Consider the following 26,699-nt stretch of genomic DNA (forward strand, 5'->3'; position numbering starts at 1 on the left):
AGACAGAAGCCGGACCGGGCGTTGCGTTTAGAGTCCGGACCGAGCACAGCGCATGGGCATGCGATGGCTCGTCCTTGCTCTTGAAGCTCGCGATTTAGAGGCTGCGAGCAACCTGGACCTTCTCGAACACTTCGATCTTGTCACCGACTTTGACGTCATTGTAGCTCTTGACGCCGATACCGCATTCCATGCCGGCACGTACTTCAGACGCGTCATCCTTGAAGCGGCGCAGGGATTCCAGCTCGCCTTCGAAGATAACGATGTCGTCGCGCAGTACACGGATTGGACGGTTACGGTGAACAACACCTTCCACAACCATACAACCGGCGATTGCACCGAACTTAGGCGAACGGAACACGTCGCGGACTTCAGCAATACCCAGGATGTTCTCCCGAACGTCGCTGCCAAGCATGCCAGTAAGGGCTTTTTTGACGTCTTCGATGATGTCGTAGATGACGTTGTAGTAACGCATGTCCAGGCCTTCTTGCTCGACGATCTTGCGAGCGCCGGCATCGGCACGCACGTTGAAGCCGAACAATACAGCGTTGGAGGCCAGTGCCAGGTTAGCGTCGCTCTCGGTGATACCACCGACACCGCCGCCCACTACGCGCACTTGCACTTCATCGTTACCCAGGCCGCTCAGAGCGCCCTGCAGAGCTTCCAACGAACCACGGACGTCAGATTTGAGGACGATGTTAAGCGTCTTCTTCTCTTCCTGGCCCATGTTCTCGAAGATATTTTCCAGCTTGCCTGCGTGAGCACGCGCCAGTTTCACTTCGCGGAATTTGCCTTGACGGAACAGGGCAACTTCACGCGCCTTCTTCTCGTCAGTCATTACGCTCATCTCGTCGCCAGCGTCTGGCGTACCGTCCAGGCCGAGGATCTCGACAGGGATGGATGGACCGGCTTCCTTGATGGCCTTGCCGTTCTCATCGAGCATGGCGCGGATGCGGCCGTAGTTGGAACCGACCAGCACCATGTCGCCTTGGCGCAGGGTACCGTCTTGAACCAGAACAGTCGCAACAGGACCACGGCCTTTGTCCAGACGGGACTCAACTACTACGCCACGGCCAGGAGCCGATGGAGTGGCTTTGAGTTCCAGAACTTCAGCTTGCAGCAAGACGGCTTCGAGCAGCTCGTCAACGCCGGTACCCATTTTCGCCGAGACCGGAACAAACGGAGTGTCACCACCCCACTCTTCCGAGGTCACGCCGTGAACGGACAGTTCGCTACGGATGCGATCGAGGTCAGAACCTGGCTTGTCGATTTTGTTCACTGCAACCACCAGCGGCACGCCAGCCGCTTTCGCATGCTGAACAGCTTCGATGGTTTGCGGCATCACGCCGTCGTCTGCAGCCACAACCAGAATCACGATGTCAGTGGCCTTGGCACCACGTGCACGCATTGCGGTAAACGCGGCGTGACCCGGGGTGTCGAGGAACGTGACCATGCCGCGTTCGGTTTCAACGTGGTATGCACCGATGTGCTGAGTAATACCACCGGCTTCGCCAGCAGCAACCTTGGCACGACGGATGTAGTCGAGCAGGGACGTTTTACCGTGGTCAACGTGGCCCATTACGGTCACAACCGGTGCACGGGAGAACGACTCGCCTTCAAACTTCAGGGACTCGGCCAAGGAATCTTCCAGGGCGTTGTCGCTGACCAGAGTGACTTTGTGGCCCAGTTCTTCAGCAACCAGTTGGGCAGTTTCCTGATCCAGTACCTGGTTGATGGTGGCTGGAGTACCCAGCTTGAACATGAACTTGATCACTTCAGCAGCTTTGACCGACATCTGTGCAGCCAAATCGCCGACAGTGATGGTCTCGCCAATCTGTACGTCACGAACCACAGGGCCGGTTGGGCTCTGGAAACCGTGAGCGTTGCGCTTCTTCAGCTTGCTCTTGCCACGACCACCGCGACGGAAGCCATCGCTTTCTTCTTCGGAAGTGCGAGGAGCAACACGTGGAGCAGGCGCTTTCTCTTTAACAGAAGCACGATGCGGAGCGTTTTTGCGCTCGCCATCACCGCCGCCACCGCGACGATTGTTGTCGTCAGCACGTGGTTTATCAGGGCGGCGCTGTTCATCACGCTTGCGTGCATCGGCTGCAGGAGCCGAAGCTGGCGCAGGCGCTGCTGCCGGTGCAGCTTGCACAGGTGCAGGGGCGGCAGCAGGAGCAGGTGCAGGAGCCGAAACAGCCGCAGGCTGACGACGCGCTTCTTCTTCGGCGCGACGCTTGGACTCTTCTTCAGCCTTTTGACGTGCAGCATTTTCTACTGCGCGGCGTTCATCCAGCTCGCGCTTGCGCTCGGCTTCGATTTCTTCCGGGCTTTGCTGTACGAAGACTTTCTTCTTGCGTACTTCAACGCTGATGCTTTTGCTTCCAGCAACACGCAGGGTACTGGTGGTTTTACGCTGCAAAGTGATTTTGCGCGGTTCTTCCACTTTCGCCTTGTGGCTGCTTTTCAGGTGAGTCAGCAGAGCTTGCTTCTCACTGTCGGTCACATTCTGCTCGGCGGCGGTGTGCGGCAGACCTGCCTCACGCATCTGCTGCAACAGGCGCTCAACCGGTGTTTTGACCTCATCGGCCAGTTGTTTCACCGTGACTTGCGTCATGCATTTCTCTCCTCAGGCCGCGCCTAATTACTCGAACCAATGGGCTCGGGCGGCCATGATCAACTTGCCGGCACGATCATCGTCAATGCCGTCGATGTCGAGCAGGTCGTCAATAGACTGCTCGGCCAGGTCTTCGCGGGTAATTACGCCGCGCACCGCCAGTTCCATCGCCAAATCCTTGTCCATACCCTCAAGCGAGAGCAGGTCTTCGGCCGGATGGGCGTCTGCCAGCTTTTCCTCAGTAGCGATGGCTTTAGTCAACAAACGATCCTTGGCCCGAGCGCGAAGCTCGTTGACGATGTCTTCGTCAAAGCCGTCGATGTTGAGCATTTCTTCCACCGGTACGTAGGCAATCTCTTCCAGGCTGGTGAAGCCTTCATCAACCAGCACCTGCGCCAACTCTTCATCAACTTCCAACTCTTCGATGAAGTTGCGCAGGATGTCGCCGGTTTCTGCTTGCTGCTTAGCCTGGATGTCCGATTCGGTCATCACGTTCAGGGTCCAGCCAGTCAACTGGCTAGCCAAACGTACGTTCTGACCGCCGCGACCAATCGCCTGGGCCAGATTGTCTGCGCCAACGGCGATGTCCATTGCATGGGCATCTTCGTCGACAATAATTGCCGCTACTTCTGCTGGCGACATTGCGTTGATCACGAACTGCGCCGGGTTATCATCCCACAGGACGATATCCACTCGTTCTCCGCCCAACTCGCCGGACACTGCCTGAACGCGTGAACCACGCATACCAATGCAGGCACCTTGCGGATCGATGCGTTTGTCTTTGGAGCGAACGGCAATTTTAGCGCGTGACCCAGGATCGCGGGAGGCCGCCATCACTTCGATCAGGCCCTCGGAGATCTCTGGAACTTCGATACGGAACAGCTCGATCAACATCTCTGGCGCAGTACGCGACAGAATCAGTTGAGGACCGCGGTTCTCGGTGCGAATTTCTTTCAACAATGCGCGAAGGCGCACGCCAACACGGAAAGTTTCACGCGAGATGATGTCTTCACGGGCCAGCAACGCTTCAGCGTTGTTACCCAGATCGACGATCACGTTGTCACGTGTCACTTTTTTAACGGTGCCAGAAATGATCTCGCCCAAACGCTCGCGATAAGCATCGACTACTTGAGCACGCTCAGCTTCGCGGACCTTCTGCACAATGACCTGTTTGGCCGTTTGAGCAGCAATCCGACCGAATTCGATAGAATCGATTTTCTCTTCGATAATATCGCCGGCTACAGCGCCTGGCTGTTTTGCCTGGGCCTGGTCTACCGCCAACTCGATTGCTGGATCATCCAGATCTTCGTCTTCGACCACAGTCCAGCGACGGAAAGTCTCATAGTTACCGGTGTGGCGGTTGATTTCCACACGCAGATCGACTTCGTCCTCAAAACGCTTTTTGGTAGCGGTGGCCAGAGCCAGCTCCAGCGCTTCAAAAATTACGTTTGCCGGTACGCCCTTTTCATTGGACACCGACTCAACAACCAGCAGTACTTCTTTGCTCATCGTACGCCTCGCCTTTCGCAAGCCATTGGATCCGCGGGATCCGCGTCTCAGTCAAAACTGGGAATAATGTTGGCCTTGTCGATCATATCGATCGGCAACAAGAACTCGTGGTCATCCACTTGCACCACAATGTCCTGCTCCTCTACGCCGCGCAGAAGGCCCTGAAAGTTGCGTCGCCCTTCAAAGGGTGAGCGCAGCTTGATCTTTACTTGCTCACCGACAAACTGGGCAAACTGTTCAAGATTGAACAGAGGGCGTTCCATGCCAGGAGAGGAAACTTCAAGGGTGTATTCAACAGCGATAGGATCTTCGACATCCAGAACGCCACTGATTTGACGACTGACAATTGCGCAGTCATCCACCAATACGCCGCCTTCTTTGTCGATATACACACGCAACATTGAATGGCGGCCCTGAGCCGAAAATTCAATACCCCAGCATTCATAGCCAAGGGCCACGACCACCGGGGCCAACAAGGCCTGCAACTCTTCTAGCTTGCTCGACACCTGAACCCCCTAGTGCATGTTTGTGCATGCTGTGCAAAATAAAAAAATGGGCGAATCGCCCATCTCTGAAACGTCGCTGAATATCGACGCTATAAAGTGTCCAGTTAACAAAAAGCCCCTGAAAAAGGGGCTCCGCTAAAACTGGTTGCGGGAGCCGGATTTGAACCGACGACCTTCGGGTTATGAGCCCGACGAGCTACCAGACTGCTCCATCCCGCGACAAAGCTGGAGCGGAAGTATACGGCTGATCCTTTGCAGGGTCAATTCCAGCCTTCCACATACAAGAAAGCCCGCAACTGCGGGCATTCTTGATAATTGGTACCGAGAAGGGGACTCGAACCCCTACACCCTATGGGCACAACCACCTCAAGGTTGCGTGTCTACCAATTCCACCACCTCGGCAATACTACAGTTACATCATGAAACCCGTTTTACTTTTGCTCTTGAGCTGGAGGTACGTCAGTCGCTGGAGTAGCCGACTTTTGCTCATTAAGCACCGGCACATCATCTGAAGCCGGTTTTTGCTTTGGTGCTTCCAACACTGCTGGATCTGGCAAACCTACTTGAGTCAGCTCATGAGCTTTCTCTTTAGCAAAGTAACCTAACCCTAAGCTGGTTATGAAAAAACCTGCGGCAAGTATAGCAGTAAACTTACTAAGAAAGGTAGAGGAACCTTGGCTTCCGAACACAGTATTTGATGCACCTGCTCCGAAAGATGCTCCAGCATCCGCACCTTTACCCTGTTGCAGCAATACCAGGGTAATTACACCCAATGCAGCCAACAGATGAAAAACCACTACGACTGTTTCCAGCATTTTCTCAGTTTCCCGCGGCGCGACAAATCGCACCGAACTCATCTGCATTCAGGGAAGCCCCACCAATGAGCCCCCCATCGATATCCGGCATGCTGAACAGTTCGACCGCATTGGCCGCCTTCACGCTGCCGCCGTATAGAAGCCGCACACTTTGTGCCACCTCAGGATTCTTCTGCGCCAGCTGTGCGCGAATGGCCGCATGCACATCTTGCGCTTGCTGCGGTGTTGCAGTCAGCCCGGTACCAATAGCCCAGACCGGCTCGTATGCAATCACTGCGCTTGCAAAGACATCAATACCGAACTCATCAATGACAGCGTTCAGTTGACGCTCTACAACCTCAAGCGTTTGCCCCGCTTCGCGCTGCTCCAGGGTCTCCCCTATGCACAACACCGGCGTTAAGCCAGAAGCTTGAGCGGCTGCAAACTTGCGATTCAGCGTCTCGTCCGACTCACCTAAAATCAGGCGTCGCTCAGAGTGCCCTATCAACACCAGCTCACAACCCGCATCCACCAACTGGCTTGGAGATATCTCCCCAGTCAGCGCACCTTGCTTGGAGTCTATCGCAGCATCCTGAGCGCCAACCGAGATTGGCGTATCTTCCAAGCCATTGATTACACGATCAATAAACAAGTCAGACGGGAATACCGCGATTTCAACATCACTCGGCAAGTCCAGATTACGCAGACCATCGATCAGCTCAGCGACGCTGGCGCGGGTACCGTGCATCTTCCAGTTACCAGCTACCATAGTGCGACGCATGCTTTACCTCGTCGGTCAAAGTGGGCGCAGATGTTACCCAACCAAATCAACGCTTGCAAGCCGAAATCAGGCACAAACTTCACTTACTAGCTTTGTCAGCTCTTCTGCGTAGCCGCGAACCATGTTTTCGTCGTCACCTTCGACCATGACACGCACCAAAGGCTCAGTGCCAGACTTGCGCAGCAACACGCGGCCACGACCCTTCATTTCATCGGTAACACGTGCACACGCTTCTTTTACAGCCGGGTGCTCAACTGGATTGACGCCCCCGCTAAAACGCACGTTCAACAGCACTTGCGGGCATTTGCGCAGCGCTTGACGCGCTTGAGCGAGGCTTTCACCACGACGACGCAGCGCCAACAACACTTGCAGCGCCGCAATAATCGCATCGCCGGTTGTGGTGTGCTGGAAGCAAACGATATGCCCGGAGTTTTCACCACCGATCTGCCAGTCACGCTCTTGCAGTGCAGCAATCACATAACGGTCACCGACACCGGCACGCACAAATGGAATACCCAGGTCAGCCAAGGCCAGCTCAAGCCCCAGGTTGCTCATCAGCGTGCCCACCACACCACCCTGCAGCTTGCCGCGCTCATGCAGGTCTCGCGCAATGATGAACAGCAACTCGTCACCATCAACAATGGCGCCCGTGTGATCCACCATCAGCACGCGGTCACCGTCACCGTCGAAGGCGATACCCAGGTCTGCTTTTTCAGCCAGTACAGCCGCCTGCAACGACTCCATATGCGTCGAGCCGCAGTTGTCGTTGATGTTCAAACCATTGGGCTGGGCCGACAACACCGTAACGTTGGCGCCCAGCTCTTTGAACACGCTAGGGGCAACCTTGTAGGTCGCGCCGTGGGCGCAGTCGAGAACCACTTTCAGGCCGCTAAAGTTGGTACTGGTCGGCACACTGCTTTTGCAGAATTCGATATAGCGACCGGACGCATCATTGATACGCGACACTTTGCCAAGCTTGTCCGAGTCCACAACGGTCATCTGTGCGTCGAGCAACTCTTCGATCATCAGCTCAACTTCATCGGGGAGCTTGGTACCCTCACCCGAGAAAAACTTGATGCCGTTGTCGTCATGAGGATTGTGCGAGGCACTGATCACGATGCCGGCTTCGGCATGAAAAGTTCGCGTGAGGTACGCAATGGCCGGTGTCGGCATTGGCCCCAGAAGCATGACATCTGCACCCGCAGCCGACAGGCCCGCTTCCAGCGCCGATTCAAACATGTAACCAGAAATACGCGTGTCCTTGCCCACCAGAATCCGACAAGCACCCATGCTACGAAACGCCATACCCGCTGCCCAACCCAACTTGAGCATGAAATCCGGGGTAATCGGATAAACGCCGACGCGACCGCGAATACCGTCGGTGCCAAAATACTTCTTCGTCATAAGTGCTCCATCATTCTTAGTCGGCGGACTCTACCGCTGCGATCATCCGTACCACATCAACCGTTTCGGCCACATCATGGACACGCAAAATACGCGCGCCCTTGGTCACGGCAAGTGCCGCCAGCGCAAGGCTGCCGGACAAGCGCTCAGTGACAGGCCGATTCAACGCCTGACCAATCATACTTTTACGCGACACACCCACCAGCAAAGGCCGCCCCAACGCATGCAGGGCCTCCATATGCTTGAACAAGCTGAGGTTATGTTGCAGTGTTTTTGCAAAGCCAAACCCTGGGTCCAGCACAATACGCTCTGGCGCAATACCGGCCGCAACGCATTGCCGGGTACGCTCCAGCAGAAACGCCGAGACCTCACCCACCAGATCCGTGTAATGCGGATTATCCTGCATATCGCCCGGCTCACCCAACATGTGCATCAAGCACACCGGCAAACCTGTAGCTGCAGCAGCCTGCAAGGCACCTTCACGACGTAACGAGCGAACATCATTGATAAGCCCCGCACCGAGGCGCGCAACTTCCGTCATGACGATTGGCGTGGAGGTATCGACCGAGATAATCACATCTAGTTCACGACTGATGCGCTCAACCACAGGGGCTACCCGATCAAGCTCTTCCTGTGCCAGGACTACACGGGCACCCGGACGCGTCGACTCCCCTCCCACATCAATCAGGGTTGCGCCCGCCAGCACCATCGACTCTGCATGGCGCACAGCCGAATCCGCCGGCGCAAAGCGACCACCGTCAGAAAAGGAATCAGGGGTAACGTTGAGAATACCCATAACATGCGTATGGGCTAAATCAAGAACCCGGTTGCCGCAAGGCAACCGGGACAGGGACTGAACAGAAGTCATTTCAAGCCTTAGTGATCAGCTGCAGGACCGCCGATAGGCGCTTCTGGACGATCGGTCTTGTCCAGCGTCGGCGGCGGAGTCGGAGTGCCCTTACCGCTGTCATCCCAATCACGCGGCTCGCGTGGAGTACGTCCCGCCATGATGTCGTCGATCTGATCAGCATCAATCGTCTCGTACTTCATCAGTGCATCAGCCATGGCTTCAAGCTTGTCACGGTTGTCCGTGAGGATCTGCTTGGCCGTGCCATAGCACTCATCAATGATGCTGCGCACTTCAGAGTCAATCAGCTTGGCGGTCTCGCCCGAAACGCTCGCACCCTGACCACCACCGCCACGCCCCAGGTATGACTCGTCATCCTCGGCGTACATCAACGGACCCAGCTTCTCGGACAAGCCCCACTTGGTCACCATGTTCCGCGCAATCTGGCTCGCACGCATGATGTCGTTGGAGGCGCCGGTGGTAACACCGTCAAAGCCCAAGGTCATTTCTTCAGCAATACGACCACCGTAAAGCGAGCAGATCTGGCTGATCAAAGCACGCTTGGAGAGGCTGTAGCGATCCTCTTCCGGCAGGAACATCGTCACGCCCAACGCACGACCACGTGGAATGATCGACACTTTGTATACCGGGTCATGCTCTGGCACCACACGACCGACGATAGCGTGACCCGCCTCGTGATACGCCGTGTTGCGCTTCTCTTTATCCGACATCACCATCGATTTGCGCTCGGCGCCCATCATGATTTTGTCTTTGGCCAGCTCAAACTCTTTCATTTCAACAATACGTTTACCGGTACGCGCAGCGAACAAGGAAGCCTCGTTCACCAGGTTCGCGAGGTCTGCACCCGAGAACCCTGGCGTACCCCGTGCAATCACACCCGGCTGAACGTCATCACCCACCGGCACTTTACGCATGTGCACTTTGAGGATCTGCTCGCGACCACGGATGTCCGGCAAGCCCACCACCACCTGACGGTCAAAACGGCCTGGACGCAGCAGCGCAGGGTCAAGTACGTCAGGGCGGTTGGTTGCGGCAATCACAATGATGCCGTCATTCATTTCAAAGCCGTCCATCTCAACCAGCAACTGGTTGAGGGTCTGCTCACGCTCATCATGACCGCCGCCCATACCGGCGCCACGGTGACGACCGACAGCGTCGATTTCGTCGATGAAGATGATGCAAGGTGCGTGCTTTTTAGCTTGTTCAAACATGTCGCGAACGCGGCTTGCACCGACACCCACGAACATTTCAACGAAGTCAGAACCGGAAATCGTGAAGAACGGTACTTTCGCTTCGCCAGCAATCGCCTTGGCGAGCAAGGTTTTACCGGTACCTGGCGGGCCAACCATCAGCACGCCACGAGGAATTTTGCCGCCCAGGCGCTGGAACTTGCCCGGATCACGGAGGAACTCAACCAGCTCGCCCACTTCTTCTTTCGCTTCGTCGCAGCCTGCTACGTCAGCCAGGGTCGTTTTGACCTGGTCTTCTGATAACAGACGCGCCTTGCTCTTGCCAAAGCTCATCGGGCCGCCTTTACCGCCGGCACCGCCCTGCATTTGACGCATGAAGAACATGAAGACCGCGATGATCACCAGAATCGGGAAGCTCGCTACCAGCAATTGAGTCCAGATGCTTTGCTGCTCAGGCAGTTTGCCTTCTACGGTCACATGGTTATCAACCAGATCGCCGATCAAACCGTTGTCCTGAATAGCAGGACGAATGGTTTTGAAGGTATCGCCATCACTGCGTTTGCCGGTGATCACGTAGCCATCCACGGCAACGCGCTCGACTTTGCCATCCTTAACTTGCTGGATGAAGTCGGAATAGTTGAGGGTTTGTGGCTCGTTTGGACTGGAGAAGTTGTTCATCACCGTCACCAGGACAGCTGCGATGATCAACCACAGGATCAGATTCTTTGCCATATCGTTCAATTAGCTACCCTCTGAAGCAAGCCCCGCTATTGAAGCGTGCTTCGCATGATATTCACCGGCATAACTTACTACATTGCCTACAACCCTTGCAGGCTCCGTCTGTAACCCTTTGTGAAACTTGCCTACACAATATTCGTTATGTCAGTTCTGTAAAGCGATACAAAAAAAGCTATCACTTCAGTTAGAGACGCTCATCGCTGGCCGAACCTTCGATGCCGCGGAAGCCGCGCCCCAATAAATACTGCTCGCGAGACCGGTCTCGTGACGACGTCGGCTTGCGCATCTGCACTTTATCAAAAAGTTTGCGGATGTCTTTGTGGTATTGGTCGAAGCCCTCACCCTGGAAGACCTTGATCAAGAAATCACCACCTGGACGCAGTACACGCCCGGCAAGATCCAGCGCCAATTCGCAAAGGAACATTGCACGCGGCATATCTACGGCGGCCAATCCACTCATATTGGGGGCCATATCTGAAATCACAAGGTCTACCTGTGTATTTCCGACGGCCTCGAGAATCTGGGCCAGAACGGCGTCCTCAGTAAAGTCACCTTTAATGAAGGTCACGTCCGGGATGCTGTCCATGTCCAGAATGTCGGAAGCGATCAAACGCCCTTGGCCACCAATCAGACGACTGGTCACCTGCGACCAGCCACCCGGGGCTGCGCCCAGGTCAATTACGGTCATGCCCGGACGGATCAAACGGTCACGCTCCTGGATCTCCAGCAGCTTGTAACTTGCACGTGAGCGGTACCCATCCTTTTGCGCCATTTTGACGTATGGGTCGTTGAAATGCTCTTTCAGCCAGTTAAGGCTAGTCTTGGAACGGGCCACGGGCCACCTCAAAAATATAAACGGGTCGTGATTAACTGGGCGGTCCCGGACTCGCTCGGGTAAACTGGCCGCCGCTTTTACAAGATCAGACACAGGGGTCAGATTATGCCGCTCACTCAAGAGCAGAAGAAACAGTACAAATCCATTGGCCACCATCTGAAACCAGTATTGACTGTGGCTGATAATGGTTTGACTGAAGGTGTTTTAGCCGAACTCGAACGCGCATTGGGCGATCACGAGTTGATTAAAATCAAAGTCAACATCCTGGACCGCGAGTCTCGCCTGGAAGCCATTGCAGAACTCTGCAAGGCCGGCAAAGCGGAACTGGTACAGATTATCGGCAAAATGGCGCTTCTGTACCGCAAGAACGTCAATGTTAACAAGAACCTGTCGAACATCCATCGCTTCAAGTGATGCCGACAGGAGTCAAGGGTGCGCCTGGCGCGCCCTGACACTCTTGCTTACCAATAGCAAAACTGCCCGCGCAATGCATCAGGCAATCAGATCCGCCCAACGCAACACTTCCCGCCGACAGCCACCCTCAAAACGCTATAACGCGTACTGACGAGCGCCTTGTACATCAGCGATGCCAGTCGGTTGTGACCAGCATCGTACAAATTCGTTGTACTGCACCTGCCAGCTGCCAGCCCGCAACATCCGGGCTGACCGCTAAAGCAGAACGCCCGCACGAAGCGGGCGCTGTTACTTAGATATGACGCACTTCGACAATCTCGTACTCAATGACGCCACTCGGTGTTTTCACCGCGACCACGTCACCCTCTTCCTTGGCAATCAAGGCGCGAGCAATGGGCGAACCCACAGAGATTTTTCCGAGCTTAATGTCAGCCTCATCCTCACCCACGATCTGATACGTCACGGATTCGTCAGTTTCAACGTTCGCGATTTCAACCGTGGTACCGAAAATCACTTTGCCGGTGTGAGGGATAGTCGTGACATCAATGATGACCGCGTTTTGCATGCGGCCTTCGATATCACGAATACGCGCCTCAACCATACCCTGCTGCTCACGGGCAGCATGGTATTCAGCGTTTTCCTTGAGGTCGCCCAGCTCACGCGCCGTGCCGATATCCTGGCTCAGCTTGGGCCGAATAACCTTGGTCAGATGAGTGTGCTCTTCTTCCAGGGCTTTCGCGCCCTGGACCGTCATTGGGTATTTGATCATGCCTTCAATCCTGCGTGTAGATCCTGCAAGCGACGTACGGTTTTTTCAGGACCGAATTTAAGCGCTTCGCAGATCGCCGCGCCAGCAGCAATAGTCGTGGTGCAGTAAATCTTGTGCTGCAGAGCGTTGCGGCGGATGGAATAAGAGTCAGCAATCGACTGACGACCTTCAGTGGTGTTGATGATCAACGTCACTTCATCGTTTTTGATCATGTCGACAACGTGAGGGCGGCCTTCAGTCACCTTGTTCACACGGCGCACTTTCAAACCAGCGGCTTCGATGAACTTGGCAGTGCCAGCAGTCGATACAACTTCAAAACCGAGGTCGATCAGATCACGTGCAACGGCGGCCACCAGCGGCTTGTCATCGTCACGTACGCTGATAAACGCAGTACCGCCGGTCGGCAGCACTTCGCTAGCGCCCATTTGCGCCTTGGCAAAAGCCTCACCAAAGGTGTCGCCCACGCCCATCACTTCACCGGTGGACTTCATCTCCGGGCCGAGAATCGGGTCAACGCCAGGGAACTTGGCGAACGGGAAGACCGCCTCTTTCACACTGTAGAAGTTTGGAATTATTTCTTTAGTGAAGCCGATTTCTTTCAGGGTCTTACCGGCCATCACGCGGGCAGCGATCATTGCCAGGGAGACACCGATGCACTTGGACACGAAAGGAACGGTACGCGATGCACGCGGGTTCACTTCGATCACGTAGATGTCTTCGCCTTGCAGGGCCAATTGCACGTTCATCAGGCCAACTACGCCCAGCTCCAGCGCCATTTTCTTGACCTGCTCACGCATCTCGTCCTGGATGTGCAGCGGCAGCGAGTACGGCGGCAGCGAGCAAGCAGAGTCACCGGAGTGAACGCCAGCCTGTTCGATGTGCTGCATGATCGCGCCGATCACAACGTCAGTGCCGTCGCAGACCGCATCAACGTCCATTTCGATTGCGCAGTTGAGGAAGTGGTCCAGCAGCACCGGGCTGTCGTTGGACACTTTCACCGCATCGCGCAGGTAACGCTTGAGTTCTTCTTCTTCGTAAACGATTTCCATCGCACGGCCGCCCAACACGTAGGACGGACGAACAACCAGCGGGTAACCGATCTTGCCGGCAGCACGAATCGCTTCGTCTTCGCTGCGCACAGTGGCGTTTGGCGGCTGACGCAGGTTCAGGCGCTCAACCATTTGCTGGAAGCGCTCACGGTCTTCTGCACGGTCGATGGCGTCAGGGCTGGTACCGATGATCGGCACGCCGGCTTCTTCCAGCGCACGTGCCAGTTTCAGCGGAGTTTGGCCGCCGTACTGAACGATCACGCCCTTAGGCTTCTCGACACGCACGATTTCCAGCACGTCTTCGAGGGTCACGGATTCGAAGTACAGACGATCCGAGGTGTCGTAGTCGGTCGAAACTGTTTCCGGGTTGCAGTTAACCATGATGGTTTCGTAACCATCGGCACGCAACGCCAGCGCCGCGTGAACGCAGCAGTAGTCGAACTCGATACCCTGACCAATGCGGTTAGGACCGCCACCCAGGATCATGATCTTGTCACGGTCCGACGGGTTGGCTTCGCACTCTTCCTCATAGGTCGAGTACATGTACGCGGTGTCAGTGGCGAACTCGGCCGCGCAGGTGTCAACGCGCTTGTAAACCGGGAACACTTCCAGCTTGTGACGGTGGCGACGCAGGTTCTTCTCGGTCACACCCAGCAATACAGCCAGACGTGCGTCAGAGAAGCCTTTGCGCTTGAGGCGGTACATGGTGTCGCGATCGATCGCAGACAGGCCCATGGTCTTGATCTTTTCTTCGTCCTTGATCAGATCTTCGATCTGCACCAGGAACCAAGGGTCGATCATGTTCATGCCGAAAATGTCTTCGACCGTCATGCCCGCACGGAACGCGTCAGCCACGTACCAGATACGCTCGGCGCCTGGCACCGTCAGCTCGCGCTTGAGCACAGCCATGCTTTCCGGGTTGCTCAGGTCCAGCTTTGGATCAAGACCGCTAACGCCCACTTCCAGACCGCGAAGGGCTTTCTGCAACGATTCCTGGAAAGTACGGCCGATGGCCATTACTTCACCCACGGACTTCATTTGCGTGGTCAGGCGCGCATCGGCTTTAGCAAACTTCTCGAAAGCAAAGCGTGGCAGCTTGGTCACAACGTAGTCGATGGACGGCTCGAAGGACGCCGGGGTCGCGCCGCCGGTGATTTCGTTTTGCAGTTCGTCCAGGGTGTAGCCAATCGCCAGCTTGGCAGCGATACGCGCAATCGGGAAGCCAGTGGCTTTGGAAGCCAGCGCCGACGAGCGGGATACACGCGGGTTCATCTCGATCACGACCATACGGCCAGTGTTCGGGCAAATACCGAACTGAACGTTGGAACCGCCGGTTTCAACGCCGATCTCACGCAGTACCGCCAGCGAGGCGTTACGCATGATTTGGTATTCTTTGTCGGTCAGGGTTTGTGCTGGCGCCACGGTGATCGAGTCACCGGTGTGCACGCCCATCGGGTCAAAGTTTTCGATCGAGCAAACGATGATGCAGTTGTCCTTCTTATCGCGGACAACCTCCATTTCGTACTCTTTCCAGCCGATCAGCGATTCGTCGATCAGCAGCTCTTTGGTTGGCGACAGGTCCAGACCACGAGAGCAGATCTCTTCGAACTCTTCACGGTTGTAAGCGATACCGCCACCGGTACCGCCCATGGTGAAGGACGGACGAATGATGCACGGGAAGCCCAGCTTTTCGAGAACCGCGTTGGCCTCTTCCATGCTGTGAGCGATACCGGAGCGCGGGCAATCCAGACCGATGGACTTCATGGCCTTGTCGAAACGCGAACGGTCTTCAGCCTTGTCGATGGTGTCAGCGTTGGCACCGATCATTTCTACGCCGAACTTCTCCAGAACGCCTTCGCGCTCCAGATCCAGTGCGCAGTTCAGGGCAGTTTGGCCGCCCATGGTTGGCAGCAGAGCGTCTGGACGCTCTTTTTCGATGATCTTGGCAACTGTTTGCCACTTGATCGGCTCGATATAGGTCGCATCGGCCATGTCCGGGTCGGTCATGATGGTGGCCGGGTTAGAGTTCACCAGGATGACGCGGTAGCCCTCCTCACGCAGAGCCTTACAGGCCTGGGCGCCGGAGTAGTCGAATTCGCACGCCTGGCCGATAACAATCGGGCCAGCGCCGAGAATCAGGATGCTTTTAATGTCTGTACGTTTTGGCATGGGTTTGTCACTCAAATCCGCAGGTCAGTCGGCAAGCCGTCAATCAGGTTCCTGAGCCGCCCAAGGGGCCGCCGATTTCGGGGCCGCCTTGGGCTACTCATTACAAAGGACTGATCAGCGGCGCTTGGCCATCTCATTGATGAAGCGATCGAACAGCGGCGCAACGTCGTTCGGGCCAGGGCTTGCTTCAGGGTGACCCTGGAAGCTGAAAGCGCTCTTGTCGGTACGCTCGATACCTTGCAGGGTACCGTCGAACAGCGACTTGTGGATGGCACGCACGTTGGCAGGCAGGGTCGCCTCATCAACCGCAAAACCGTGGTTTTGGCTGGTGATCATCACAACACCGGTGTCCAGGTCTTGAACCGGGTGGTTCGCGCCGTGGTGGCCATGACCCATTTTCACGGTCTTGGCGCCGGAGGCCAGTGCCAGCAGCTGGTGGCCCAGGCAGATACCGAATACCGGAATCTCTGTCTTCAGCACTTCTTGAATAGCCGTGATTGCGTAGTCGCAAGGCTCAGGGTCACCCGGGCCATTGGACAGGAACACGCCATCCGGGTTGAGCGCCAACACATCGCTGGCAGGCGTTTGCGCCGGTACAACGGTGACGCGGCAGCCACGCTCAACCAACATGCGCAGGATGTTCCACTTTACGCCGTAGTCATAAGCCACTACGTGGTAAGGCAGATCGCTGGCTTCGATAGTCGGGTGGCTGTCAGTTGCCAGGTTCCAGACGCTCGAACGCCATTCGTAGGTTTTGTCGGTGCTGACAACTTTCGCCAGATCCATGCCTTTCAGGCCAGGGAAACCGCGCGCCGCTGCAATCGCAGCTTCGTCAGAAATGTTGTCACCGGCCATGATGCAGCCGTTTTGCGCGCCTTTCTCACGCAAAATACGGGTCAGACGGCGCGTGTCGATACCGGCGATTGCCACAACATTGTTGGCTTTCAGGTAGTCAGACAGCGACATTGTGTTACGCCAGTTGCTGGCAACCAGCGGCAGATCACGGATTACCAAACCTGCGGACCAAACACGATCAGACTCGGCATCTTCCGGTGTAGTGCCGGTATTGCCAACATGCGGGTAAGTCAGGGTCACGATTTGCTGAGCGTAGGAAGGATCCGTCAGGATCTCCTGGTAGCCAGTCATTGCGGTGTTAAACACCACCTCACCAACGGTCTGACCGTCGGCCCCAATGGCTTCGCCGCGAAAAATGCTGCCATCAGCGAGGGCGAGTATGGCTTGCTTAGTCAAGAAGACCTCCCGTAAATAAAGCCTGAAAGGGCGATCGCAGGTTGTAAAAAAGCGGAGTGACGTATGGACACGTCACCCCGCTTCTTCATCGAATTATCTGCGCGCTTTTAGTGGACACACTAAAGCTGTAGCTTACAGAAAAAGGCTTTTTTGGTCTACCGCTAAAAGAGCCCAAAAGGCAGAGGAATGCGACAGATCATCGCTTAGCGGTTGAAAATCGGACTGTTGCGCTTGCAACAGCCCGATTTTACAAAGATGACTCAACGCAGGTCGAGCACATCCTGCATGTCGTACAGGCCGGGCTCGCGCCCGTCGAGCCACTGGGCAGCGCGAACAGCGCCCTTGGCGAAGGTCATACGGCTGGATGCCTTGTGGGTAATTTCCAAACGCTCACCCTCGGCCGCAAACAGCACTGTATGGTCACCCACCACATCACCGCCACGAACGGTCGCAAAACCGATCGTCTCGTGCTCACGCGCACCGGTATGGCCCTCACGACCATAAACGGCAACCTTTTGCAGGTCACGCCCCAACGCATCGGCAATCACCTCACCCATGCGCATGGCCGTGCCCGACGGCGCGTCGACTTTGTGACGGTGGTGCGCCTCGATGATTTCTATGTCTGCATCATCACCCATCACCCGCGCTGCGATATCCAGCAGCTTGAACGACAGGTTAACGCCAACACTGAAATTCGAAGCAAAGACCACCGGGATGTCTTTGGCAGCGTCAACCAACAACTGCTTTTGCGCAGCATTCAAGCCCGTGGTACCAATGACCATGGCTTTGCCCGCCTGACGGCAGAACGCCAGATTGCCGAGCATCACCTCAGGCAGGGTGAAATCGATTAACACATCGAACTCATCTGCCACGTCTTCAAGGCTTGCAGACAGCGGCACGCCAATCCGCCCGAGCGACACCAGCTCACCCGCATCAGCACCCACCAGCGAACTGCCCGGACGGACAACCGCCGCCGTCAGCCCGCACACCGGCGAGCGCTGTTGAACCGCGTCAATCAGGGTTTTACCCATGCGCCCGGCAGCGCCCATCACAGCTATACGTCGCATGCCCCGCTCCTTATAAGTCGCCGAAGAAGCGCTTCACGCCTTCGAACCAACCGGTCGCATTTGGCGAATGGCAGCTATCACCTTCCAGTGTCGAGCGGAACTCTTCCATCAGCTCGCGCTGACGACGGCTCAACTTCACCGGAGTCTCGACCACGACGCGGCACATCAAGTCGCCAACGCCACCGCCACGCACTGGGGACACACCCTTGCCACGCAGACGGAACTGCTTACCGGTTTGTGTACCCTCAGGCACTTTGAGCTTGACCCGACCATCCAGCGTCGGCACTTCCAACTCTGCACCCAGCGCCGCATCAGCAAAGCTGATAGGCACTTCGCAGAACAGATGTTTGCCATCGCGTTGGAAAATCGCGTGCTCACGCACCTCGATCACCACGTACAGGTCACCCGCCGGGCCACCCTGCACACCCGCCTCGCCCTCACCCGACAGACGGATACGGTCGCCCGTATCAACACCCGCAGGCACTTTCACGGACAGGGTTTTGTATTCTTCTACGCGACCGTCGCCGTTGCAGCTTTCGCACGGGTCGGAAATGATCTTGCCCTGACCATGGCAACGCGGGCAGGTCTGCTGCACAGAGAAGAAACCCTGCTGCATGCGCACCTGACCAATACCGCCACAAGTGGTACAGGTCACAGGCGATGAACCCTTCTTCGCGCCCGAACCGTCACATGGCTTGCAGTTGACCAGCGTCGGTACACGAATATTGACCGTAGTCCCGCGCACCGCTTCTTCCAGGTTCAGCTCCAGCGTATAGCGCAAATCGCTACCACGCTGCGCGCCGCCCCGGGAGCCGCCACGGCCACCGCCAAAGAAATCACTGAACACATCGCCAAAAATATCGGAGAAGTTCTGACCGCCAAAACCTGCACCGCCGCCGCCCATTTGCGGGTCAACACCCGCATGACCGTATTGGTCATAAGCAGCACGCTTGCTGGTATCGGACAGCACTTCATACGCTTCGTTAGCCTCTTTAAACAGCTCTTCAGAGGCCTTGTCACCCGGGTTACGGTCCGGGTGGTGTTTCATTGCGAGACGACGATAAGCTTTTTTCAGCTCGACCACAGTGGTGGTCCGTTCGACACCCAATACTTCGTAATAGTCGCGCTTTGCCATAATTCTTTGCACTCTCAAGGACGTTTGGAAGAACCCTCCCGAGCCTCACCAAACCCGCTGAGCCTGAACGTACAAGGCTCAACTCACGTCTTTTCAACGATATTGGTTTCTGATTAACAGCCAATGCATTGGCCGACAGGAGCGGTCACCTCGGGCAGAAACACAAAGAAGTCCCTGCCTCAACCGCCAGCATCCGAGCTTGTCGCATGCTGTAAAAATTCCCTTGCTCCAGACACGCCAACGCGGGAGCAAGCTCCCGCGCGGCGACATCCTACCAGTCACCGCTTATGCACGGTTAACCGGCCGACCAACAAGCTTATTACTTGTTGTCTTTAACTTCTTCGAACTCAGCGTCGACAACGTCGTCCGCTTTTTCAGCCGAATCAGCTGGCTTGGCCGCTGCGTCTGCCGGGTTCGCTTGCTCAGCGTACATTTTCTGTGCAACTGGAGCAGACACCTTGGACAGCTCTTCAACCTTGGCTTCGATAGCGGCTTTGTCGTCGCCTTTAACAGCGGCTTCCAATGCGACTACTGCAGCTTCGATTGCAGTTTTCTCTTCCTCGGTCACTTTATCGCCAGCATCGACGATCATTTTACGAGTCGAGTGAACCAGTGCGTCGCCCTGGTTACGTGCAGCTGCCAGCTCTTCGAACTTACGGTCTTCTTCAGCGTTGACTTCGGCGTCACGGACCATCTGAGCAATTTCGTCCTCGGACAGACCCGAGTTCGCCTTGATCACGATGGACTGGGACTTGCCAGTCGCCTTGTCTTTCGCGCTGACGTTCAAGATACCGTTAGCGTCGATGTCGAAGGTTACTTCGATCTGAGGCACGCCACGTGGAGCTGGTGGAATGTCGGCCAGGTCGAACTTGCCCAACGACTTGTTCTGAGCCGCTTGCTTACGCTCACCTTGCAGCACGTGAATGGTCACAGCGCCCTGGTTGTCGTCAGCCGTCGAGAACACTTGCGATTTCTTGGTAGGAATCGTGGTGTTTTTCTCGATCAGAGCAGTCATCACGCCGCCCATGGTTTCGATACCCAGAGTCAGCGGGCTTACGTCCAGCAGCAGAACGTCTTTAACGTCACCGGCCAATACCGCGCCCTGGATAGCAGCACCCATGGCAACCGCTTCGTCCGGGTTCACGTCTTTACGTGCTTCTTTACCGAAGAACTCAGTCACCAGCTTCTGAACCAGTGGCATACGGGTCTGACCACCGACCAGGATCACGTCGTTGATCGCGCCAACGTCGATACCTGCGTCTTTCAGCGCAATACGGCAAGGTTCGATGGTGCGTTGAACCAGGTCTTCAACCAGCGATTCCAGCTTGGCGCGCGAAATTTTCACGTTCAAGTGCTTAGGACCGGTCGCGTCTGCAGTGATGTATGGCAGGTTCACGTCAGTCGACTGGCTCGAAGACAGCTCGATTTTTGCTTTTTCTGCAGCTTCTTTCAGACGCTGCATCGCCAGCGGGTCGCCTTTAAGGTTCATGCCGGTTTCTTTCTTGAACTCGTCAACCAGGTAGTCGATCAGACGAATGTCAAAGTCTTCACCACCCAGGAACGTGTCACCGTTGGTCGCCAACACTTCAAACTGGTGCTCGCCATCAACTTCAGCAATTTCGATCACCGACACGTCGAAAGTACCGCCACCCAAGTCATAAACGATGACAGTGTGGTCGCCTTTCGCTTTGTCCATACCGTAAGCCAGAGCAGCTGCGGTTGGTTCGTTGATGATACGTTTTACGTCCAGACCCGCGATACGGCCGGCGTCTTTAGTAGCCTGGCGCTGGCTGTCGTTGAAGTAAGCAGGCACGGTGATAACCGCTTCAGTCACTGCTTCGCCGAGGTAGTCTTCGGCGGTTTTCTTCATTTTCTTCAGAATTTCAGCCGAGATTTGTGGCGGAGCCATTTTCTGGCCGTTCACTTCAACCCACGCATCGCCATTGTCAGCCTTGACGATTTTGTAAGGGACCATCTGAATGTCTTTCTGTACAACTTCTTCGTCAAAACGACGACCGATCAGACGCTTCACCGCGTACAGGGTGTTATGCGGATTGGTCACTGCCTGACGCTTGGCCGACTGGCCAACCAGAATTTCGCCATCGTTGGCGTACGCAATGATCGACGGCGTAGTACGCGCGCCTTCAGCGTTTTCGATAACTTTTGCTTTACCGTTTTCCAGAACCGACACGCACGAGTTGGTGGTCCCGAGGTCGATACCAATAATTTTGCCCATCTTCACTCTCCCTAAATTTGAATTTTTTTGCCGTAGCAGTAATGACCAACTACGGCATTTCTAAACGCATGACATCTAAATGGGGGCCTTGCGACCGATTTCAAGCCTGCTCGTCAATCGATGGCGAAACCGGCGCTGGCGCCTTGCTGACTACGACCATAGCCGGGCGCAGTAAGCGACCATTGAGCTGATACCCTTTTTGAAACACCTTGAGCACACTGTTTGGCTCCAGGTCAGCGCTTTCCTGCATGGCCATTGCCTGATGGTGCTCGGCATTGAAGGGTTCGCCGTGCGGATCGATCGCTTCCAGGTGATAACGCTTCAGGGTGTCCTGGAACATTTTCAGCGTCAGCTCGATACCTTCACGCATCGGGCGAATGCTTTCGTCATCCGGACTGGACAGCTCAAGGCCGCGTTCCAGACTGTCGATCACCGGCAACAGGTCGCCAGCAAACTTTTCCAATGCAAATTTATGTGCTTTTTCAACGTCCTGTTCGGCACGACGGCGAACGTTCTGCACATCAGCAGCCACACGCAAAGCTTGATCGTTAGCTGCCGCCAGTTGCTCTTCGAGCTCCTGTACACGTGCCACCAGATCTACGCCTGCAACATCAGCAGCCTGATTAGCGTCTTGGTTCTGCGTATCCATAGTCTGTTCGTCTGCCATAGATTTCTCCTTTCAAACTTCGTCCGCGAGCTCGACTCGCGCTTCTGTCTCGGTATATGGGGCCGCAATTTTCAGGTTCAAGAGTCAAAAAGCACTAACAATCGCCTTTTAATGCCCTGGTGCACCCCACACCTCCATTCAAAACAGCCTAAAAAAGCCTTGATGCCAAGCAAATAGAACTAAGCACAGCCATTGTCAGCACGAAACAAAACACTGTATAAATAACCAGACATTACGTTTTGGAGCCGCTCCCATGCTGGTGCACCTGTCCGTTCATAACTACGCCATCGTTGAACATCTCGATCTAGAGCTGGATCGCGGTATGAGTGTAATCACTGGTGAGACCGGCGCAGGCAAATCGATCATGCTCGATGCACTGGGCCTGACCTTAGGTGACCGCGCAGACAACGGGGTGGTTCGCCCCGGCGCTGAAAAAGCCGACATTCTGGCCACCTTCGATCTGCAGGACATTCCTGAAGCGCGGGCCTGGCTGGCCGAACGCGACCTTGAGTGCGATGGCCCGTGCATCTTGCGCCGCGTCATCACTGCCGAAGGCCGATCGCGCGGCTACATCAATGGCACGCCATGCCCCCAAGGCGACCTCAAGGCTTTGGGCGAGCTGCTGATCGACATTCACAGCCAGCATGAACACCAATCGCTGCTCAAGCCCGACACCCACCGCCGCCTGCTCGACGAATACGCAGGCGCCACCGACCTCGCTCGTCAGGTGCAACTGGCCGCACAACGCTGGCGCCAAACCCGCCAGGAGCTGGAACACCTGTCCAATTCGGGTGATGAACAGCGCGCACGCCATCAGCTACTGAGCTACCAGATCGAAGAACTCGAAACCTTGTCGCTCGGTGAACACGAGCTGGAAGAACTGGAGCAGGAACACAAAAACCTGACCAACGCCGAAACCTTGCTGACTATTTGCCGCCAGGTGGTTGAACAGTGCAGCGAAAACGACTCCGGCAACGTGCTCAATGCTCTGACCGTCAGCCTGAACCGTCTGGCGAGCATCCATAACAATACCGGCTCATTGAACGAAGCCACCGACCTGCTGGCCAGCGCACAAATTCAGGTCGAAGAAGCCGTGGGCGAACTCAATCGCTTCATTGATCACTTTGATGCCGACGCGGGTCGCCTGCAGTACCTCGAAGAACGGCTCGACACCATTTACTCGCTGGCGCGCAAACACCGCGTGCAGCCAACCGAAGTCGCCGCACTGCAACAGCGCCTGCTCGATGAGCTCGAAACCCTGAACGCCAACGATGAAAACATTGAACGCTTGACCCATGAACTGGCGTCTTACGCACGCCACTATCAAGAGTGCGCCCGCGAGTTGAGCGATCTGCGCAGCCATGCCGCCACCCGCCTGGGCAGCGCGGTAGAAGAAGAAATCCAGCGTTTGGGCATGCCGGGCGGTCGTTTTGTGATCGAACTGCGCCCAATGAGCAGCAGCGACCCCATGCCTCACGGCCTTGAACACGTAGAGCTGCTGGTCAGTGCAAACCCCGGCCAACCCCTCAAGGCGCTGGCCAAAGTGGCGTCGGGCGGCGAACTGTCGCGTATCAGCCTAGCCATTCAGGTCATCACCGCGCAGACCTCACGCGTCCCCACCTTGGTATTCGACGAAGTGGACGTGGGCATTGGTGGCCCCACCGCCGAGATCGTGGGCCAGCTACTGCGCCGCCTTGGCGAGCGCGGCCAAGTGCTGACGGTTACTCACCTGCCGCAAGTGGCAGCGCAGTGCCATCAACATCTATTTGTGCACAAAGTGCGCGAAAGCGAGACAACCCGTACCGCCGTCTCGAAACTGAGCAAAAAAGAGCGCGTAGAAGAAGTGGCGCGCATGCTCGGCGGTATCGACCTGACCAAAGAATCGTTGGCTCACGCCAAGAAAATGGTCGTCACTGCGAAGAATTTGGCCGCTTAGCGACGAACGGTCATAAAAAATTACATTTCAGGCAGCACGAAGGCGACTCAGAGGTCGCCTTCGATCGTTTCGCGAACCGAAATTCGCGCGACATGCTTATTTACCTGACTTGCGCACGTACAGCACCAGGTTGTGATCCACCAACTCAAAGCCATGTTTAGTGGCAATGGCGTGTTGCAGCTTTTCGATCTCTTCGTCGAAAAACTCAATCACTTCACCGCTGTCCACGTTGACCATATGGTCGTGGTGGCCACCGTCGGCATCAGCCAGTTCAAAGACCGCATGACCACCATCAAAATTGTGGCGGATCACCAGCCCTGCTGACTCAAACTGGGTCAACACACGGTAAACCGTGGCCAGACCGACGTCCTCGCCCGCGTTCATAAGTGCCTTGTAAACATCCTCGGCGCTCATGTGACGCTGATCAGCAGAGTCAAGCATTTGTAGAATTTTGACTCGCGGCAGAGTCACCTTAAGTCCGGCCTTACGTAGTTCGCTATTTTCAACCATGGTTAGCTTTCTCGCGGAAGCGGCTTCGCAGCTTCTCTTAATACGGGTATGATGGCGTTTACGTTGTCCCAGCCAAGATAGTGGAAGTCGCCCACCGATGCAAAACACCAAGCTCTTGCTAACCAGTTTCACCTTTGTGGGACTGCTCGCACTCGCCGGTTGTTCATTCCCCGGGGTTTACAAAATCGACATCCAACAGGGCAATGTCGTCACGCAGGACATGATAAACCAGTTGCGCCCGGGAATGACCCGTCGGCAAGTGAAGTTTATTATGGGTAACGCCCTGCTGACCGATACATTCCACCCTGATCGCTGGGATTATTTGTATAGCCTGCAGCCCGGCGGCGGTGAACGCCAACAAGAACGCATCAGTGTGTTCTTCAACCAGAACGATCAGCTCGTCAGCCTGTCAGGCGATTTCAAGCCGGGCGTGAGCCGCGACGAAGCGATTCTGGGCAAAGAAGGGTCGACCGAGGTGATCTCACCGACGGATCCGGCACCAGAACCTGCCGAGAAGAGCGAAGTGCCTGCCAAACCGGGCTCGTTGCTTGATCAAATCCAGAAAGACGTCGACGGCGTTAAAACAGTGCCCGTCCCGACGCCGACACCGCTGGACACCCGCGACCAATAATCGCGCGTTGCAAAAAAGCCCGGCATGCCGGGCTTTTTGTTGCCTGCTAAAAAATCGACTTACAGCCCGCTCAATCGCTTGGCCTCGGCGGCTTTAGCAGCACGCTGACGGCGGATCTCTTTGGGGTCAGCCAACAGCGGCCGGTAAATTTCGATTCGCTCACCGGCCTGCACCACGCGCACCTGCGGGTCCATGACCTGCTTGCCAAAGATCCCCACAGGGCAATGCTCCAGGTCCAGCTCAGGAAACGCCCGGCAAATCCCTGACGCCAGTACCGCCGCGCGCAACGTTGTGCCCTCAGGCACCGTCAGCGCCAGCAATTGCTGACGCTCAACCGCCGCATAAACCACTTCAATCGCTATCACAGACTCAGCCATACAGCTGCTTGGCGCGCTGGCAAAACGCATCGACCAAGGTATTGGCCGCCTGATTAAACAGGGGCCCCAAGGTCGCCTTAACGATTGCACCGGCGTAATCAAAGGTCATGTCCAGGCTGATTTTGCAGGCTTTCTCGCCCAACGGCTTGAACACCCAGAGACCGTGCAGCTTGGTGAACGGGCCTTCTTCCAGGTTCATCTCAATCGACTGCCCCGGCGACAACGTGTTGCGCGTTACAAAGTGCTGGCTCAAGCCGCCTTTGGCCACGCCCAGACTGGCGCGCATCAGCGACTCGGTGCTTTCGATAATCTCGGCCGATGAACACCACGGCAAAAACTCCGGATAACGCGCCACGTCGTTAACCAGGTCATACAAAGCCTGCGCCGGATACGGCAGCAAGGCGGAACGTTGGATATGGGTAGTCATGTCAGCGTTAATTCCACAGCTGGGCGGCAAACACCCTCAGGGTGCCAAGTGGCGCCGCATAAGCGCATCAAGAAAACAATCAGGACGAACAAGGGCAGCATGATACGCGAGGTAAGAAAATTACGCCCAAGCACTCAAAAATGAGGGCGTATTGTCCGGGAATCAAACTACGTGCTCAAGCACACAGGTTGACCGTAGCCGACTTGCTCGCAACTGCCTATAATGCCGCCCCTATGGCTAAACAGAAGAAGCACCCCACAGGGACCATCGCGCAGAACAAAAAAGCGCGACACGATTACTTCATCGAACATCGGTTCGAGGCTGGTCTGGTCCTGGCCGGCTGGGAAGTAAAAAGTCTGCGTGCAGGCAAGGCACAGCTGGTCGACAGCTACGTGCTCCTCAAAGACGGCGAAGCCTGGTTGCTCGGCAGCCACATCTCGCCGCTGACGACCGCCAGCACGCACGTTATCGCCGACCCGGTGCGCAGCCGCAAACTGCTGCTTAACAAGCGCGAGCTTGAAAAGCTGGCCGCCGCTGTGCAGCAAAAGGGTTACGCGTGCGTCTGCCTCTCGCTTTACTGGAGCAAGCACTTGATCAAGTGCGAAATTGCCCTGGGTAAAGGCAAGAAGGAATACGACAAGCGCCATACCGAGCGTGAGCGCGACTCTGATCGCGAGCTGCAACGCGCGGTGCGCAACAAGGGCAAGGAAGACTAAGTCCTGTTGCTGGCTGTTGGCGTACATCCTGTGGGAGCGGGCTTGCTCGCGATTCAGACAACGCGGTGTCTCTAGCACACCGCATTGACCCTATCGCGAGCAAGCC

General features: G+C 56.0%; 23 protein-coding genes and 2 tRNA genes. 4 read left to right on the forward strand and 21 right to left on the reverse strand.

Annotation, left to right across the window (positions count from 1 at the left end; all coding sequences use genetic code 11):
* Positions 1-94: 94 nt before the first annotated feature.
* The 11 genes from infB to rlmE form a co-directional block, all read right to left on the reverse strand.
* Entirely contained in the window at positions 95-2,614 is a 2,520-nt protein-coding gene (gene infB, locus QMX84_RS07730; RefSeq protein WP_153334002.1) for a translation initiation factor IF-2, read from the reverse strand.
* 27 nt (positions 2,615-2,641) lie between these two features.
* Positions 2,642-4,123, reverse strand: a complete 1,482-nt coding sequence (nusA, locus tag QMX84_RS07735) for a transcription termination factor NusA (protein WP_019410397.1) — start codon at positions 4,121-4,123, stop codon at positions 2,642-2,644.
* A gap of 47 nt (positions 4,124-4,170) precedes the next feature.
* Positions 4,171-4,629 carry a ribosome maturation factor RimP gene (rimP, locus tag QMX84_RS07740; protein ID WP_262123741.1) on the reverse strand — a complete coding sequence of 153 codons (459 nt, stop codon included), beginning with the start codon at positions 4,627-4,629 and terminating at the stop codon, positions 4,171-4,173.
* A 142-nt stretch (positions 4,630-4,771) separates the two neighbouring features.
* Positions 4,772-4,848: transfer RNA gene (locus QMX84_RS07745), tRNA-Met, on the reverse strand.
* A 97-nt stretch (positions 4,849-4,945) separates the two neighbouring features.
* A tRNA-Leu gene (locus QMX84_RS07750) sits at positions 4,946-5,031 on the reverse strand.
* Positions 5,032-5,060: 29 nt separating this feature from the next.
* Positions 5,061-5,444 (reverse strand): preprotein translocase subunit SecG, encoded by a 384-nt coding sequence (gene secG / locus QMX84_RS07755; protein ID WP_048373267.1) that lies wholly within the window; start codon positions 5,442-5,444, stop codon positions 5,061-5,063.
* Positions 5,445-5,448: 4 nt separating this feature from the next.
* Positions 5,449-6,204: a triose-phosphate isomerase gene (tpiA, locus tag QMX84_RS07760; protein WP_282363526.1), complete on the reverse strand. Its 756-nt coding sequence runs from the start codon at positions 6,202-6,204 to the stop codon at positions 5,449-5,451.
* Between the two features lie 66 nt (positions 6,205-6,270).
* Entirely contained in the window at positions 6,271-7,608 is a 1,338-nt protein-coding gene (gene glmM / locus QMX84_RS07765; RefSeq protein WP_048373262.1) for a phosphoglucosamine mutase, read from the reverse strand.
* Positions 7,609-7,624: 16 nt separating this feature from the next.
* A complete protein-coding gene (gene folP, locus QMX84_RS07770) occupies positions 7,625-8,476 on the reverse strand; it encodes a dihydropteroate synthase (protein ID WP_282363527.1) in 852 nt (283 codons plus the stop codon).
* Between the two features lie 8 nt (positions 8,477-8,484).
* Entirely contained in the window at positions 8,485-10,398 is a 1,914-nt protein-coding gene (ftsH, locus tag QMX84_RS07775; RefSeq protein WP_278941714.1) for an ATP-dependent zinc metalloprotease FtsH, read from the reverse strand.
* A 190-nt stretch (positions 10,399-10,588) separates the two neighbouring features.
* The gene (gene rlmE, locus QMX84_RS07780) at positions 10,589-11,239 is read right to left on the reverse strand and encodes a 23S rRNA (uridine(2552)-2'-O)-methyltransferase RlmE (protein WP_019410404.1); all 651 of its coding nucleotides are present in this window, start codon (positions 11,237-11,239) and stop codon (positions 10,589-10,591) included.
* Between the two features lie 105 nt (positions 11,240-11,344).
* On the opposite strand from rlmE, the gene yhbY reads away from it, so the two are divergent.
* Positions 11,345-11,653, forward strand: a complete 309-nt coding sequence (gene yhbY / locus QMX84_RS07785) for a ribosome assembly RNA-binding protein YhbY (protein ID WP_048373256.1) — start codon at positions 11,345-11,347, stop codon at positions 11,651-11,653.
* 292 nt (positions 11,654-11,945) lie between these two features.
* On the opposite strand, the gene greA is transcribed toward yhbY, so the two are convergent.
* From greA to grpE, 7 genes are all read right to left on the reverse strand, one after another.
* Complete coding sequence (gene greA / locus QMX84_RS07790; protein ID WP_153334014.1) at positions 11,946-12,422, reverse strand: transcription elongation factor GreA; 477 nt, start codon at positions 12,420-12,422, stop codon at positions 11,946-11,948.
* Entirely contained in the window at positions 12,419-15,640 is a 3,222-nt protein-coding gene (carB, locus tag QMX84_RS07795; protein WP_153334016.1) for a carbamoyl-phosphate synthase large subunit, read from the reverse strand. Before carB ends, greA begins: the two co-directional genes overlap by 4 nt.
* Positions 15,641-15,754: 114 nt before the next feature.
* Positions 15,755-16,891 (reverse strand): glutamine-hydrolyzing carbamoyl-phosphate synthase small subunit, encoded by a 1,137-nt coding sequence (gene carA, locus QMX84_RS07800; RefSeq protein ID WP_048373250.1) that lies wholly within the window; start codon positions 16,889-16,891, stop codon positions 15,755-15,757.
* Positions 16,892-17,151: 260 nt separating this feature from the next.
* Positions 17,152-17,958, reverse strand: coding sequence for a 4-hydroxy-tetrahydrodipicolinate reductase (gene dapB, locus QMX84_RS07805; RefSeq protein ID WP_048373248.1), 807 nt, complete (start codon positions 17,956-17,958; stop codon positions 17,152-17,154).
* 10 nt (positions 17,959-17,968) lie between these two features.
* Positions 17,969-19,093: a molecular chaperone DnaJ gene (gene dnaJ / locus QMX84_RS07810; RefSeq protein ID WP_048373247.1), complete on the reverse strand. Its 1,125-nt coding sequence runs from the start codon at positions 19,091-19,093 to the stop codon at positions 17,969-17,971.
* Between the two features lie 319 nt (positions 19,094-19,412).
* Positions 19,413-21,329: a molecular chaperone DnaK gene (dnaK, locus tag QMX84_RS07815; RefSeq protein ID WP_048373245.1), complete on the reverse strand. Its 1,917-nt coding sequence runs from the start codon at positions 21,327-21,329 to the stop codon at positions 19,413-19,415.
* Between the two features lie 100 nt (positions 21,330-21,429).
* On the reverse strand, positions 21,430-21,996 hold the full coding sequence (grpE, locus tag QMX84_RS07820) for a nucleotide exchange factor GrpE (protein WP_048373243.1): 567 nt from the start codon (positions 21,994-21,996) through the stop codon (positions 21,430-21,432).
* 253 nt (positions 21,997-22,249) lie between these two features.
* Between grpE and recN the strand changes: the two genes are divergently transcribed.
* Positions 22,250-23,932: a DNA repair protein RecN gene (gene recN, locus QMX84_RS07825; protein ID WP_282363528.1), complete on the forward strand. Its 1,683-nt coding sequence runs from the start codon at positions 22,250-22,252 to the stop codon at positions 23,930-23,932.
* Between the two features lie 96 nt (positions 23,933-24,028).
* Here recN and fur read toward each other — a convergent pair whose 3' ends face one another.
* Positions 24,029-24,442: a ferric iron uptake transcriptional regulator gene (gene fur, locus QMX84_RS07830; RefSeq protein WP_153334081.1), complete on the reverse strand. Its 414-nt coding sequence runs from the start codon at positions 24,440-24,442 to the stop codon at positions 24,029-24,031.
* Positions 24,443-24,539: 97 nt separating this feature from the next.
* On the opposite strand from fur, the gene QMX84_RS07835 reads away from it, so the two are divergent.
* The gene (locus QMX84_RS07835; RefSeq protein WP_048373239.1) at positions 24,540-25,073 is read left to right on the forward strand and encodes an outer membrane protein assembly factor BamE; all 534 of its coding nucleotides are present in this window, start codon (positions 24,540-24,542) and stop codon (positions 25,071-25,073) included.
* A gap of 59 nt (positions 25,074-25,132) precedes the next feature.
* Here QMX84_RS07835 and QMX84_RS07840 read toward each other — a convergent pair whose 3' ends face one another.
* Positions 25,133-25,450, reverse strand: a complete 318-nt coding sequence (locus tag QMX84_RS07840) for an RnfH family protein (RefSeq protein WP_282363529.1) — start codon at positions 25,448-25,450, stop codon at positions 25,133-25,135.
* Positions 25,443-25,877, reverse strand: a complete 435-nt coding sequence (locus QMX84_RS07845; RefSeq protein ID WP_153327479.1) for a type II toxin-antitoxin system RatA family toxin — start codon at positions 25,875-25,877, stop codon at positions 25,443-25,445. The genes QMX84_RS07840 and QMX84_RS07845 overlap by 8 nt, the downstream gene beginning before the upstream one ends.
* A 233-nt stretch (positions 25,878-26,110) precedes the next feature.
* Here QMX84_RS07845 and smpB point away from each other — a divergent pair, with 233 nt between their 5' ends.
* Positions 26,111-26,593, forward strand: coding sequence for an SsrA-binding protein SmpB (gene smpB / locus QMX84_RS07850; protein WP_153390573.1), 483 nt, complete (start codon positions 26,111-26,113; stop codon positions 26,591-26,593).
* The last annotated feature ends 106 nt before the right edge of the window (positions 26,594-26,699 follow it).

It is taken from the genome of Pseudomonas sp. PS01297 (assembly GCF_029959305.1).
GTDB lineage: Bacteria > Pseudomonadota > Gammaproteobacteria > Pseudomonadales > Pseudomonadaceae > Aquipseudomonas > Aquipseudomonas helleri.

What these genes read in the sequence shown, in the direction of transcription:
- folP (WP_282363527.1), bottom strand. Translation starts at nt 8,476, where the DNA reads ATGACTTCTGTTCAGTCCCTGTCCCGGTTGCCTTGCGGCAACCGGGTT.
- fur (WP_153334081.1), bottom strand. Translation starts at nt 24,442, where the DNA reads ATGGTTGAAAATAGCGAACTACGTAAGGCCGGACTTAAGGTGACTCTG.
- tpiA (WP_282363526.1), bottom strand. Translation starts at nt 6,204, where the DNA reads ATGCGTCGCACTATGGTAGCTGGTAACTGGAAGATGCACGGTACCCGC.
- grpE (WP_048373243.1), bottom strand. Translation starts at nt 21,996, where the DNA reads ATGGCAGACGAACAGACTATGGATACGCAGAACCAAGACGCTAATCAG.
- recN (WP_282363528.1), top strand. Translation starts at nt 22,250, where the DNA reads ATGCTGGTGCACCTGTCCGTTCATAACTACGCCATCGTTGAACATCTC.
- ftsH (WP_278941714.1), bottom strand. Translation starts at nt 10,398, where the DNA reads ATGGCAAAGAATCTGATCCTGTGGTTGATCATCGCAGCTGTCCTGGTG.
- QMX84_RS07840 (WP_282363529.1), bottom strand. Translation starts at nt 25,450, where the DNA reads ATGGCTGAGTCTGTGATAGCGATTGAAGTGGTTTATGCGGCGGTTGAG.
- greA (WP_153334014.1), bottom strand. Translation starts at nt 12,422, where the DNA reads ATGATCAAATACCCAATGACGGTCCAGGGCGCGAAAGCCCTGGAAGAA.
- dnaJ (WP_048373247.1), bottom strand. Translation starts at nt 19,093, where the DNA reads ATGGCAAAGCGCGACTATTACGAAGTATTGGGTGTCGAACGGACCACC.
- glmM (WP_048373262.1), bottom strand. Translation starts at nt 7,608, where the DNA reads ATGACGAAGAAGTATTTTGGCACCGACGGTATTCGCGGTCGCGTCGGC.
- dapB (WP_048373248.1), bottom strand. Translation starts at nt 17,958, where the DNA reads ATGCGACGTATAGCTGTGATGGGCGCTGCCGGGCGCATGGGTAAAACC.
- QMX84_RS07845 (WP_153327479.1), bottom strand. Translation starts at nt 25,877, where the DNA reads ATGACTACCCATATCCAACGTTCCGCCTTGCTGCCGTATCCGGCGCAG.
- secG (WP_048373267.1), bottom strand. Translation starts at nt 5,444, where the DNA reads ATGCTGGAAACAGTCGTAGTGGTTTTTCATCTGTTGGCTGCATTGGGT.
- yhbY (WP_048373256.1), top strand. Translation starts at nt 11,345, where the DNA reads ATGCCGCTCACTCAAGAGCAGAAGAAACAGTACAAATCCATTGGCCAC.
- infB (WP_153334002.1), bottom strand. Translation starts at nt 2,614, where the DNA reads ATGACGCAAGTCACGGTGAAACAACTGGCCGATGAGGTCAAAACACCG.
- dnaK (WP_048373245.1), bottom strand. Translation starts at nt 21,329, where the DNA reads ATGGGCAAAATTATTGGTATCGACCTCGGGACCACCAACTCGTGCGTG.
- carB (WP_153334016.1), bottom strand. Translation starts at nt 15,640, where the DNA reads ATGCCAAAACGTACAGACATTAAAAGCATCCTGATTCTCGGCGCTGGC.
- smpB (WP_153390573.1), top strand. Translation starts at nt 26,111, where the DNA reads ATGGCTAAACAGAAGAAGCACCCCACAGGGACCATCGCGCAGAACAAA.
- QMX84_RS07835 (WP_048373239.1), top strand. Translation starts at nt 24,540, where the DNA reads ATGCAAAACACCAAGCTCTTGCTAACCAGTTTCACCTTTGTGGGACTG.
- nusA (WP_019410397.1), bottom strand. Translation starts at nt 4,123, where the DNA reads ATGAGCAAAGAAGTACTGCTGGTTGTTGAGTCGGTGTCCAATGAAAAG.